9 protein-coding genes are annotated in these 12,933 nt (G+C 64.7%); 1 reads left to right on the top strand and 8 read right to left on the bottom strand.

Annotated features, from left to right (window positions below; translation table 11 throughout):
- Positions 1 to 11 precede the first annotated feature (11 nt).
- Together J2Y68_RS06365 and J2Y68_RS06360 are read right to left on the bottom strand one after the other, a co-directional pair.
- A complete protein-coding gene (locus J2Y68_RS06365; protein WP_309991157.1) occupies positions 12 to 392 on the bottom strand; it encodes a RidA family protein in 381 nt (126 codons plus the stop codon).
- 55 nt (positions 393 to 447) lie between these two features.
- Complete coding sequence (locus J2Y68_RS06360) at positions 448 to 960, bottom strand: GNAT family N-acetyltransferase (RefSeq protein ID WP_309991154.1); 513 nt, start codon at positions 958 to 960, stop codon at positions 448 to 450.
- Positions 961 to 1,268: 308 nt separating this feature from the next.
- Here J2Y68_RS06360 and J2Y68_RS06355 point away from each other — a divergent pair, with 308 nt between their 5' ends.
- A complete protein-coding gene (locus J2Y68_RS06355; RefSeq protein WP_309991151.1) occupies positions 1,269 to 2,636 on the top strand; it encodes an LLM class flavin-dependent oxidoreductase in 1,368 nt (455 codons plus the stop codon).
- Between the two features lie 16 nt (positions 2,637 to 2,652).
- Here J2Y68_RS06355 and J2Y68_RS06350 read toward each other — a convergent pair whose 3' ends face one another.
- The 6 genes from J2Y68_RS06350 to J2Y68_RS06325 form a co-directional block, all read right to left on the bottom strand.
- On the bottom strand, positions 2,653 to 3,861 hold the full coding sequence (locus J2Y68_RS06350) for an AAA family ATPase (RefSeq protein ID WP_309991149.1): 1,209 nt from the start codon (positions 3,859 to 3,861) through the stop codon (positions 2,653 to 2,655).
- A 10-nt stretch (positions 3,862 to 3,871) separates the two neighbouring features.
- Complete coding sequence (locus J2Y68_RS06345; protein ID WP_309991147.1) at positions 3,872 to 4,696, bottom strand: inositol monophosphatase family protein; 825 nt, start codon at positions 4,694 to 4,696, stop codon at positions 3,872 to 3,874.
- Positions 4,693 to 7,014 (bottom strand): NAD-dependent DNA ligase LigA, encoded by a 2,322-nt coding sequence (ligA, locus tag J2Y68_RS06340; RefSeq protein WP_397334653.1) that lies wholly within the window; start codon positions 7,012 to 7,014, stop codon positions 4,693 to 4,695. The genes J2Y68_RS06345 and ligA overlap by 4 nt, the downstream gene beginning before the upstream one ends.
- Positions 7,015 to 7,053: 39 nt before the next feature.
- Positions 7,054 to 7,659 (bottom strand): hypothetical protein, encoded by a 606-nt coding sequence (locus J2Y68_RS06335; RefSeq protein ID WP_309991144.1) that lies wholly within the window; start codon positions 7,657 to 7,659, stop codon positions 7,054 to 7,056.
- 89 nt (positions 7,660 to 7,748) lie between these two features.
- The gene (locus J2Y68_RS06330; protein WP_309991142.1) at positions 7,749 to 12,203 is read right to left on the bottom strand and encodes an FtsK/SpoIIIE domain-containing protein; all 4,455 of its coding nucleotides are present in this window, start codon (positions 12,201 to 12,203) and stop codon (positions 7,749 to 7,751) included.
- A complete protein-coding gene (locus tag J2Y68_RS06325) occupies positions 12,200 to 12,904 on the bottom strand; it encodes a hypothetical protein (protein ID WP_211711143.1) in 705 nt (234 codons plus the stop codon). Before J2Y68_RS06325 ends, J2Y68_RS06330 begins: the two co-directional genes overlap by 4 nt.
- Positions 12,905 to 12,933 lie beyond the last annotated feature (29 nt).

Genomic DNA, 12,933 nt, shown 5'->3' with positions numbered 1-12,933 from the left:
AACTGGCCGCGCTATGCGGACTTCTGCGCTACGAGCTCGATCTCCACCAACATTTTCGGGTCCAGGAACGGCAGCACATGGACAAGGGACAGCGTGGGACGGATCTCGCCGAAGACCTCGCCGTGCGCTCGGCCGGCGTCTTCCCACTTGCTGATGTCCGTCAGGTACAGCTTGGACTGGACCACATCCTCATAGGAGAAGCCGGCGTCCTCAAGGACCGAGCCGAGCTTTTCGAGGATGAACCTGGTCTGCGAGTAGAAATCATCGCCGACAATGCCGTTTTCGCCGGAAGCTGCCGTAGCGGAAATGAAGAGGGTGTTGTCCACCTGGACCGCGCGGGAGTAGCCAAGGGTCTGTTCCCAGACCGAACCCGTGCCAAATGTCTTGCGCATGCCGCGCCTTCCTGTCGTTGCGCCCGGCCCGGTGACCGGCGCTTCGAAGGAAACTTTATGACTGCCCGAGCTCGAGCCTGTAAACGAACAGTTTTATGTCGGTGCCGGGCACGAACCAGTCCCGGTGTGGGGCGCGGTCAAAGCCGGTCCGGGCGTAAAGGGCATTGGCACTCTCCCACGTCGCACCCGTGGTCAGGGATACCGCGTTGATCCCTTCCATGGCCTTGGCCTGGTCCACGACAGCCTGGACCAGCGCACGGCCTGCCCCCGAACGCTGGACCGCCGGGTCCACCACGAGGGTGCGGAGTTCCAGTTCGTCCTCCAGCCCGATGTCCGAGAAGCCGCCACCGGCCGGAGCCGCGGTCACGGACCCAATAACCTCTCCGTCACGCTCAGCCACCAGCACGTCGGCGTGCTCTGCCCTGCCGGCCACGTCCCGGAGTTTCTGCAGGTACGGGTGTTCGGCGTCGCCGTAGTACCCCGCGGTGACGTAGGAATCCTGCGTAATGCGGGCAACGGCGTCGTAGTCTTCGGGCAGGGCGGGACGGACGGTAATCGGCGAAAGCACCTACCAATGGTAGTTGGGCAGCATGCATGCCACGCGCCAAACAGCGCTTTCCGTGACGGAACTATCAGTCATGAACAGAAGGCACGACGCCGGTTGCCCGGGTTGCGTCCGCTCCAGCACCTGGACGCCGGGCTTCTGTTGTGTTGCCTTCCGTGGCGTCGAATTGAGCCGGGTTGCGCGCGGTGAACCCCGGTTTCGTGCTGTTGCGGGCACATGTCGGAGCGCTGGCGAAGTCCGTTGGGGGCGTGCTTGAGTTGCCACACACCACAGCCTGCCTCCCCCATCCGGTATGAACCGAGGAGAACCCCATGACTGAACCACAGCGCCACCTTCACCTCAACGCCTTCCTCATGAGCACTGGCCACCACGAAGCATCCTGGCGCCTGCCTGAGAGCGATCCACTGGCCGTCACCAAGGTTGAGCACTACCAGCACCTGGCACGAACAGCCGAACGCGGAAAGCTGGACTCAATCTTCTTCGCCGATTCCCCGGTCCTGTTTGGGGAAGTGGGCCGCCGTCCCGCCGGCAAACTGGAGCCCACGGTATTGCTGACCGCCATTGCGGCGGTCACGCAGAAGATCGGGCTCATCGCCACAGCCTCCACCACCTACAACGACCCCTTCAACCTGGCACGCCGTTTCGCGTCGGTGGACTGGGTCAGCGGTGGCCGGGCAGGCTGGAACGTGGTCACCACTGCCGGACCTGACGCCGCACGCAACTTCGGTGTAGACGATCAACCCGCCCATGCTGTCCGCTACGAACGGGCCGCCGAATTCATCGAGGTGGCCCTGAAACTCTGGGACAGCTGGGAAGACGACGCCGTGCTCGCGGACAAAGCCGGGGGCGTCTGGGGCGACGACACGAAAATCCGGGTCATCGACCACGAAGGGAAGCATTTCCGTGTCCGGGGTCCGCTTAACGTCCCGCGCTCCCCCCAAGGCCACCCCCTGATTGTGCAGGCGGGATCGTCGGAGAACGGCAAAACCCTCGCAGCACAGTACGCGGAAGCGGTCTTCACCGCCCACCAAACCCTCGCCGATGCGCAGGCGTTCTATGCGGACCTGAAAGCACGCACCGCCGCCGTGGGTCGTGACCCCGAGGGCATCAAAATCCTGCCCGGCATCGTCCCGGTGATTGGCTCCACGGAGGCTGAAGCGCTGAAGCTGGAGCGCGAGCTCGACGAACTGATCAAGCCCGAATACGCGCGGGAGCAACTCGCCAAGACCCTGCGGCTGTCCCCCGAAGACCTTCCGCTGGACCGTCAGTTGCCTGCGGACCTTCCCTCCGAAGATGAAATCGAGGGGGCCAAAAGCCGGTACACGTTGATCGTGGAACTGGCCCGCCGTGAGAAACTCACCGTCCGGCAACTGATCGGCCGTCTGGGTGGTGGCCGTGGACACCGCACCTTCTCCGGCACCCCCGAGCAGGTGGCGGACGCCCTCCAGGACTGGTTCTTCGCAGGAGCTGCGGACGGTTTCAACATCATGCCGCCCGTCCTTCCCTCGGGATTGGAGGTCTTCGTGGACCAGGTGGTACCGATCCTTCAGCAGCGTGGCCTCTTCCGCACCGAATACACGGCCTCCACGTTGCGCGGACACTACGGACTGGCGCGGCCGGAAAGCCGGTACGCCCACGCTGAAGCCCACGCACTCACCTCCATCGGATCAGCCTTCTAGACCGGGCCGGCGCACCCTAGCGCTTGGGCCAACTCCACAACGGACCCTCCAGGGAACCCAAACCCTTGATCCTGGTTTCGCCCAGGTCCTTATACAGCTCATGCTCGTGCGCAGCGCCGCTGTCGCGGAGGGCCTTGAGCAGTGCCTCGGAATGGGTCACGACGATCATCTGGCTGCTGGCACTGGCTTGGACAATCAATCCAGCCAGTGCCGGCATCAGGTCCACGTGGAGGCTGGTCTCCGGTTCGTTCAGGACCATCAGTTCCGGCGGCCTCGGCGTCAGGAGGGCTGCCGTGAGCAACAGGAATCGCAACGTACCGTCTGACAGTTCGGCGGCTTTCATGGGCCTCAGCATCCCGGGTTGGCGAAGCTCCACGCCGAATCTGCCGTCGTTAACGGCGATCTCCAGCCGGCTTCCGGGAAAGGCGTGATCGACGGCGGCATCCAACTGCCGCTCGAAGCCCACCTCCCGCAGCGTCTGGAGAGCGGCCGCCAGGTCCCGTCCGCTATGGTGCAACACGGGGGTTCTGGTGCCGATCTGGGCTTGTCGGGCGGGAGCATCTGCGTCGGTGCGGAAATGGTCGTAAAACCGCCAGGATCGAACCGAGTCCCGGACACGCAACACTTCCGGGGCACGGTCCTGGTCGGAGACTTCCGTCAGCATGCTCTGGAAAGTATCGAGCCGCCGTGAAAGCTCGGCCCATTCCCCACCGGGTTCCCGCAGTTTGGCGAGGCTTCCCTTTCGATCAACCAACAGCGAACCCGGCCGTGCCACCGGTCCCGAAAAGATCTGCTCCCTTTTGATCTCGGGGTCCAGGCTGAAGGCCGAGGGCCGGGGCCTGCCGGTGGCTTCATCAAAACCGGAGCCGCTGGCAACCGGCATGCCGAGGTCCACCAAATATCCGAAGTCGTCACCGGAGTACCCCAGTTTCAGGTTCACGGATTCCCGGCGGACCGTTCCCTGGACGGGAACTTCGCCGCGCCGCATGGCGTCGCTGATGGACTCCGGCCCGGCCCACAAAGTGGACGACAAACCACCGTCCCTGGCCAGGGAACCCACCACGTTTCCGGAATCCCCGCCCGCACACTCGGCCAACAGCCGCAAGGCACGGTACAGCGAGGACTTGCCGCTGCCATTGGCTCCCGTCACGACATCCAAGCCGTGCAACTCCATGGCAAGGTCCCGGATGGAACGGTAGTTGGCGATGGCGAGTGTGGTGATCACAGGGCGGTGGTCACAAAGGGAATTTGCCGGACAGTTCCAACGCCCCGGCGCACATCCACGCCGCCAAACGATCCTCGGTGCTGGGTCCGCCGTCGAGCGGGCTCCGAAGCCGTGGCCGCCGCACCCAGCAGCCGGCCTCTTCAGCGATCAGCGCACCCGCCGAGAAGTCGTGCTCGTTGAGCCCACGTTCCCCGTAGGCGTCAAAGGTGCCATCCGCCACCATGCAAAGATCCAGTGCCGCCGACCCCAGGCGCCGGACATCGGCGAACCCGTCCATCACCTCGCCCAGTCCCTCCACCTGGCTAGCACGCGTGGCGGGATCGTAACTGAAACCCGTGGCCAGGATCAGCCCCTTCCGCCCAGGTACCGGACCTTCGAGCCGAGTTGACTGACCAGCGGCTTCAACCCAGGCCCCGTGTCCGCGGGCAGCCGAATAGACCCGGCCCAGCGCTGGCGCGTGCACCACTCCGGCCAGCCACACGCCGTCGGAGTCCGCCACGGCAACGGACGTTGCGTAGTAGACGATGTTGCGGATGAAGTTGGTGGTCCCGTCCAGCGGATCGATGGACCACCGATACCCTGAATGGTCATCGGGCCGGGTGGTTCCGTGCTCCTCCCCCGTCAGCGCATCACGGGGGCGTTCGGCCAGGATAGCGTCGCGGACGGCGTTCTCCGCTGCGACGTCGAAAGCGGTGACCCAGTCACCAGCTTCCCCTTTGTTGGTGGTTTCCAGGCCTTCGCCACCGGTCCCGGTGACGGATCGACGGGCAAGGACAGCTGCGCCGGCAGCAGCGGCGCGTTTGGCCACAGCAAGCAGTTCCAATGCGTCGGTCATTCGGATGCTGCCTCCGCTATCGCTTCAGTGTCCGCTGCGGCTTCAGTGTCCGGGTCCGCTGCCACGTCGTTGTCCGGGTCCGCGTTCGTCGTCGCCGGGCCGTTGGCCAGCAGCTCGCGGAAGCCGTCCTCGTCCAGCACGGGAACGCCCAGCTGTTCAGCCTTGTCCAGCTTGGTTCCTGCACTTTCTCCGGCCACGAGGTAGCTGGTGTTCTTGGAGACGGATCCCGACGCCTTGCCACCGCGGATGATGATCGCTTCCTTGGCCTCGTCCCGGCTGAAGTTCGGAAGCGTTCCGGTGACCACCACGGTGAGGCCTTCAAGTGTCCGCGGCATTGAGGAGTCGCGCTCATCCTCCATCCGGACTCCCGCAGCAGCCCAGCTGTCCACGATTTCGTTGTGCCAGTCCACGGCAAACCACTCCTTGAGGGCCACGGCGATGGTGGGACCCACTCCGTCCACGTGCGCCATTTGCTCTTCGGTGGCGTTACGGATGGCGTCCATGCTGCCGAACGCTGTGGCCAGTGCACGGGAAGCAGTAGGGCCGACGTGCCGGATGGAGAGTGCAACCAGCACGCGCCACAAGGGCTGCTTCTTGGCCTTCTCCAGTTCCACAAAGAGTTTCTCGGTGGTCGCCGTCGGCTTGGACGGGGACTTGGCGGTTCCCTTGGTGTAGAAGTACGGGACGAGTTCGAACTCCCCCGTGCCCACGCCCTTGGAACGCTTTTCCCTGCGGATCAGGACATCGGCAAGGTCCTCGCGCGTCAAGCTGAACAGTCCGGCCTCGCTGGTCAGCGGTGGGGTTTCCGGCTCCGCAGGCTGGGTCAGTGCAACGGCCGCTTCCCAGCCCAGCGCTTCAATGTCGAACGCACCCCTGCTGGCGACGTGGAACACGCGCTCCCGCAACTGGGACGGGCACGACTTGGCGTTGGGGCAGCGGATGTCCACGTCCCCTTCCTTGGACGGGGCCAGGGGCGTGCCGCAGGAAGGGCATTCGGTGGGCATCACGAACTCGCGGACGGGCGGGTCCTGCTTGTCCCGCAAGGCCAGGACGGGGCCAACGATTTCGGGGATGACGTCGCCGGCCTTTCGCAGGATCACGATGTCCCCGATCATGACGCCCTTGGTCTTGACCACATCCTGGTTGTGCAGCGTAGCCATGCCCACCGTGGAACCTGCGACCTTCACCGGCTCCATCAGGCCGAACGGCGTGACCCGCCCTGTCCGGCCGACGTTGACCATGATGTCCAGGAGCTTGGTGTGCACTTCTTCCGGCGGGTATTTGTACGCCGCCGCCCATCTGGGCACCCTGGAGGTGTAGCCAAGGGCGCGCTGGGTGGCGAAATCGTCGATCTTGACTACGATGCCGTCGATCTCGTGAAGGAGGTCGTGGCGGTGCTCGCCGTAGTGCGCAATGAATTCGAGGACGCCTTCGTAAGTGTCCAGCACTTTCGAGTAGGGACTGACCGGCAGCCCCCATTCGGCGAGCAATTGGTACGTTTCCGACTGGCTGGTCGCATCCAGTCCCTCTCGGGCGCCGATGCCGTGGACGAACATGCTCAGCGGACGCTTCGCCGTTTCGGCCGGATCCTTTTGCCGCAGGGAGCCCGCTGCCGCGTTGCGTGGGTTGGCGAGGGGCGCTTTGCCCGCGGCCACAAGGCTCTGGTTGAACTCCGTGAACGCCTTGGACGGGATGAACACTTCACCCCGGATTTCCACTTCCGTCGGGTAACCGGAACCGCTGAGTTCCCGCGGGATCTCCTTGATGGTGAGGACATTGTGAGTGATGTCTTCCCCGGTGGTGCCATCGCCGCGCGTGGCCGCGCGCACCAGCTTGCCGTCCCGATACAGGAGGTTCACGGCGAGGCCATCAATTTTCAACTCGGTCAGCCAGTGGATCGGTGGCACCCTGTCTCCAAGCTTCGCGACAGATGCTTCGGCCTTGCGGACCCATGCTTCCAGTTCGTCCAGCGAAAAGACGTCGTCAAGGCTGTACATCCGCTGCAGGTGCTCCACTGCGGCGAACGCCGATGAGACTTCCCCGCCGACCTCCTGTGTGGGGGAATCGTTGGAGACGAGCTCCGGATGAAGCGCTTCCAGCTCCTCAAGGCGACGGTAGAGTTCATCGAACTCTGCGTCCGAGACCGTGGGTGAGTCTTCCTGGTAATAGGCATACCGGTACTTGCGGACGAGGTCGGCTAATTGCTCATATTCGTCCCGCAACGACCCTGAAGGCGGGGTCCCTTCCGCTTCGACGACGGCGGCTGCCGCACCTTCACCTGTGGTTTCTACCGGATTCGCGATTTCTGGTGTGCTCACAGGTCTATCTTGCCGCAAGCCACCGACATTAAAGCGCTGCTAGTGGGAGGAGAGCCGGTTCTTGCTCCAGAGCGCGAATCCCAATCCGCCCAAGCCCACCAGCAGTACGCCACCGAGGATGCCGAACAAACCCATCAGGTTGGGCCCGGTGAAGGAGTTCGATGCCAACACTGCGGCCTGCGTCGCCCGGCCCTTGTCCACGGGCGTGTTCCAGTTGGAGGACTTGGAGGGACTCGGGCTTGCGGTGCTGGGGCTCGCTGAGGGAGTTGCCGACGGCGTTGCTGACGCCACCGTGGTTTCAGGGGCCTGAGTTGGTTCCGGCGTGCTTTGTACCGGATTGGCCACCTGGGGTGCCACGGTGACGAACTGCGTCACCGGCGGCTGTTGGGGAACCTGCACGGGAGGGGCGGGCGCAACCGGTGGCGGCGCGGGCTGGGTCTCGCGTACACGGGTCGGTTCCGGCTTGGGTGCGGGCTTCTGGTCCAGTTCGGGAGCCAGCCCCGGTTGGGTCGGCGTCGGGCCCTCCACTCCCCCGGTGGGAGCGCAGGTCAACTTCTCTCCGCAGGGGACAGCTTGGGCAGCGGCGGCCGGTGCCAGCAGCAAGCCAGCGGCCAGGAAAACGGCAGGGACAACGGAGTGTCGCATGAAAGTAACCTCAGCTGGGGCGTTGGGGCGCCCCGAAATTGGGGGTGTTTCGAGAAATCCTCCTACATCCTCCTGCGCGTCGGCAAATCCTAGCCCCGATTCTCGGGTGGCATGGCGATCTGGAGCTTGCGTACTTTTCCGCGGCCCACGATGTACCCGCGGCCCGGAATGAAGTCCGGGCTGACACGGCCAAGGGAGGTGTTGAGCAAGGAATCGCCCTCCACGTCTCCCGGGTTCAGCAGCAGCCCGCGACGCCCGGACTTGAACGGCTGGGCGAGGGACCAGGCCTGTGACCAGGTGGACGTTTCGGACTCACCTACCACCCACTGGTCGGCCTTGATCGCCGCAGTCACCAGCCGGCCGACGCCGGACTCGGCCAGAGTATCGGTGAACTCAGTCAGTCCCTCGATGAAAATGGCCATGCTGCCCGGATTGTCGGACACTTTGTCGATGAGGTCGTCAACCACATCCGAGACCTCGTCCGGCCCAACCAAGGACCGGCTCCAAATGTTCAGGTCCGCAACCGCCGAGCGCCGCGAACCTATGTAGATGAGGTCCGTTCGGGGATTGGAGCGGCGCAGCGCATACGCCAGGGTGACCAGCGCCACCGTTCGCCCGGCACCCGGGGGTCCCGCAAGCAGGAGCGAACCCTTGGCCGCAATGGCGGCCGGGCCGAGGGTCTCGTCGTCGACGCCGATGACCGGGTTGTCCGGAGCACCGCCTGGCAGGATGTCCAGGTCCACCAGTTCGGGGAGCCGCTGGATCTGGGGCGCCTGCTCCAGGCCCTGTCGGATCATTGCCTGGCTGAGCTTGGCCACTTCCCGCGCCTGCAGGGCAAGGTTCGAGTTGCCGCCCAGAACGGCAAGCTGGACTTCCAGTCCGTCCAGCAAGCCACGCCCGGGAGGCGAAGCGGCGTTCAGGACGTCCTTGGGAACGTCAAGGGTCATGTAGTCGTCTTCGGAGCTGAGGCGAAGGACCAGCCGCTTCTGGATGGAAGCAAGGAGCGACGCCGGGACGGAGTTGGTGCGGTCACCGCTCACGACCAAGTGGATGCCCAGCGGACGGCCGTCTGTGGCCAGGGTCAGGAAGATGTCCCAGAGCGCGGACAGTTTGCTGTATTCGTACCCTTCACGGAAGGAAGACATACCGTCCACCATGATGAAGATGCGCTTCTCGTCCGGCCTGTTGGCCAGCTCCCGGTATTCGACGATTGTTGAGGCGCGGACCTCCGCAAACCGTGCTGCCCGATCGTCAGCGACTTCCTTGAGCCATCGGAGCAGCCGGCCAACTCTTTCCACGTCGTCGCCGTTGATGATCTCGCCCACGTGTGGAAGACCGTCGAGCATCTTCAGGCCGTTCGAACCACAGTCGATTCCATAAACGTGCACGGGTCCGCCACGGGGTGTGACGGCCGCGGCGATGGCGATGCTGCGCAAAGCTGCCGACTTACCGGATCCGCCCGTACCGTAGACGGCCATGTTGCCGTCCTTGTCCGGCTCGTAGAAAACGGTGGGCTGGTCCTGGTGGGCGGGGTCGTCGGCGACTCCCAGCAGGAGCCGCTCATCGCTTCTCGGGTTCGGGAGCTTGGAGAAGTCGTAGGTGGTAGCGAGTTCGTTGAGCCACGGCTTCCTGGGAGGCTGGATCGACAATACGTCAGCTGCGCGGATGATGTTTCCGGTCATCCTGGCAATGTCGTTGGGGCCGGCAGGCTCGTCCTCTCCGTGCTGGTCCAACGGCGGTTCCCATGCGGGCCCGGACCCGAACGCCATCTCCACAATGTCGATGCGGGGACGCTGCGGCTTCTCCGTGGTCCAACCACCGGCGTAGCCGGTCTGGAAGCCCTGGATGCGTCCCGGGCCTGTCTTCGCGGCTCCACGGCCGGGAATCGAGGGATCAAAGTACGCGGCGGTGGGAACACCCAGGATGTCCACGGCGTCCACTTCGTCCGCCATGCGCAACGCAACCCGGAGATTGGTGTTGGCGCGCAGGTTGTCCTTGATGACGCCGGCGGGCCGCTGGGTGGCGAGGATCAGGTGCAGGCCCAGGGAACGGCCACGCGCGGCGACGTCCACCACGCCGTCGACGAATTCTGGAACTTCGGTGGCGAGTGCCGCGAATTCGTCCACGATGATGATGAGGTACGGCGGCGCTTCGGGGTCTGCTTCGCGTTGCAGCGCCAGCAAATCCTTGGCTTTCTTCCGGTTCAGGAGGCGTTCGCGGTAGTGCAGCTCGGCGCGCAGCGAGGTCAGCGCCCGGCGGACCAGGTGCGGCGAAAGGTCGGTGACCAGGCCTACGGTGTGTGGCAGGTGCAGACAGTCCGCGAACGCCGCGCCGCCCTTGTAGTCAACGAACAGGAAGCTGACACGGTCCGGGCTGTAGGCGGCGGCCATGCCCATGACCCAGGACTGCAGGAACTCGGACTTGCCCGCACCGGTGGTTCCACCTACCAGGGCGTGCGGTCCCTCGTTCTTGAGGTCCAGGTAGAACGGCTCCACGCCCTTGGAACCCACCAGGGCGCGAAGGCTGCCGTTGTCTTTGCGGTTCGGCACGGCGGTGGCGTGGACGGAGTTGTTCTCCTGCCAGCGCTCGGCAACGGCCTGCGGGTTGTCCATCAACTCCTTGCCGATCAACGTGGCGTAGGAGACAGCACGCGGAAGGTCGGAGTCGTCCTCGAGCGGGTTTCCGACGTCCACCAAAGGTGACATCATGCGCGCAAGTTGCGTCGCGAGCTCCGCGTCGACGCTTTCGCAACTGACCGGATAGGTATGGCGTCCCAGGCGGACCTGGCCCGTGGTTGTGCCGTGGTCGCCGTCAACGGAAAGGAAATCGCGGCAGGCCGCCGGCAGGGACTGGACATTCGCGGCAACCCACATGATGTGGACGCCATAGTCAGGGCCCCGTTCCACCAGGCGGGTGAGGCGTCCGCGGTCCACGGGAGCATCGTCCTCCACAACCACCAGAACCGCCGGAACAACGGGACCAGGGAGCTCCTCGTGTTCGTCCTTAAGTCCGGGACGCAATTGCGGACCCGGTTCCTTGGCCATGGACTCGCGTTCTTCAACAAGGTTCTCCAGACGGGACAACAGTGCCGCGCCTGCCCCGGGGCCGGCCGCCAGATGGTCCCCTGAGAGGGGGCTGTGGCCCGAGCCTACGTGCGGGAGCCACTGCAACCAGTCCCAGCGTTCCCGTGAACGGGCCGAGGTCAGCGCCGCCACAACCACCTCCGCCGGTGAGTGCAGGCCTACCAGTTGAAGCACCACGCCGCGTGCGACGTCATCCACCACACTGCGATCGCCCGCTACGCCGAAGGACCCGGAAGTGCGCAGCTGTGAAACGATCGGGACGCCCTCAATAACGCGGACCTGCTGCAGGCACTCCTGGATTTCCCGCATGTACTGGGGTTCGGTTTCGTTCGCGCCGGGTTCCTCGAATTGGATACGGGACGGCGCCGAGCCCAGCCCGAACCGCACGCCCAGGAAATGCTGGTGTTCGGGCCGGTTGGTCCACAGGAGGGGGCCCAGCTTATAGATCGCGTCCACGGTGTCGCTGACGGACGGCGTTTCCTGCAGCCGGACCGCCCGCTCAATGTTCTGCTGCCGGTCGATGTCCTCGCGGAAGGCCAGCATGGCCGCCTTGAACTGTTTGTGGCCTTCCTTGGCCTGGCGCTTGCTTTGCATCTTGTGGTCCACATAGTGGCCGACGATGAAGAGCGGCATCATGGCCATGAACAGCACCGAGAGCAGGTTCTGGGTGACGGCAAAAAGCACACCGCCCATCAGCAGCGGCGCCACCAGCATGATGTACGGAAACGGCTGGTGCTCGGGACGCTTCGGCCCGGCCGGCGGCACACGCTTGGGCGACTCGAACCTGGGCAGCACCCGCGGCGAGCGGTTGAAGTCCACCAGCGGCGAGGAAGGTCCACCACTGTGGTTCCGCGACAAGGCAACCACACCCACGGTGGTGTCACCCAGCGTCACTGTATCGGAGGAACCCAGGGTTGCCCGGGTGACGGGCAACCCGTCCATCAGCAGACCGTTGGCCGAGTTAGTGTCAACGATCTCGACGGTTTCACCCACTGTGACCCGCGCATGGCGCTTTGAAGTGAGCGGATCCGAGAGGCGGATGTCCGCGTCCCGGTCCCGGCCGATGTAGCTGGTGCCGAAAGGCAGCGAAAATTCGCGGCCGACGTCGGGCCCTGACATGACGCGCAACGTTGCCGCCGCCGGTCCCCTGTTGTGGCCGTCGGCGTGCCCGTTGGTAGCGAACTGCTCACTCACCTGCGCAAGGGAGACCTTGGAACCGGGCCGTAGCCCCGACTCCAGCAGGTTGTCGGTTGGCCGCAGGACATGCCCGGAGAGTCCGCCCCCGACGAACGCTTCATCGACGCTGATGGACAGGTTCGACGGCGGTTCGGTCCCCTTGCGCGCGGGGTCCGCAGCCCACAGCTCGGTGGCGATGTCCGCGACGGTGGCGCGGCCATCAACTGTGACAGCGAGGTCCTTGGCTTCCGCCGGGTCACGCCGCAGGGTCAGGCGAAACTTCATGCTTCGTCGGCTCCAGTCATGGTTTCAAGGAGGTGCAGGTCAGCAGCTGTCACCAAGTGTGAGGTCACGGCGTGCTCAACCAGCCGGGCACGGCGGTTAGTGGCGAGTTTCCCGGCTCCACCACGCAAGCCAACCACGCCTACGCGGTCCAGTTTGTCGCACACGTTGTCCAGCTTGCGGTTGAAACGGGTCAGCGCCCACCCCAGCCGTTTAGCAGCCTCCGCGGACGACGGAATGGCGCTGAAACCCGTGCCGTCACGCCGAAGCATGGGCTCGGCCAGCGCAACAATCAGGGCCTTCTGCGAATCGGTAAAAACCACGGGCCCGATGGTGGTGTCGCCCGCCTGGTCCTCTTCGCGTGCCTCGTGGCGGAAGGACGGGGTCTTCAAATGCACGGCAAACTCGTAAGTGGTGGGACCGGCCGTGAAAATCACGTTGGTGTGGCTGAACACCAACGGAATCCGGGCCCCGGGAGCCAACCAGGCCTGCATGCCGCCGGAACCGTCCGCGATGGTGGCGGACAGCATGCTGCCCACGTTGCTGAGCCACCAGATTCCGTCGTAACGGGCAATCTGCAGGAAGCGCCTGTGCAGGTACGGGTTGTCATCGACCTCAAGGTCGCCTTCGCGGCCGATGTCGAACACGTCCTCGTCGGATGGTTCGTACCATTCGCCACAGAAATCTATTGCTAGATCCCCCATGATCTGTGCCTCCTCAGTGGGCAGTGATT

The organism is Paenarthrobacter nitroguajacolicus (assembly GCF_031455195.1).
Taxonomy (GTDB): Bacteria; Actinomycetota; Actinomycetes; order Actinomycetales; family Micrococcaceae; genus Arthrobacter; species Arthrobacter nitroguajacolicus_D.
The sequence above is the reverse complement of the archived record's forward strand: the minus strand, read 5'-3'. Positions and strand labels throughout refer to the sequence as shown.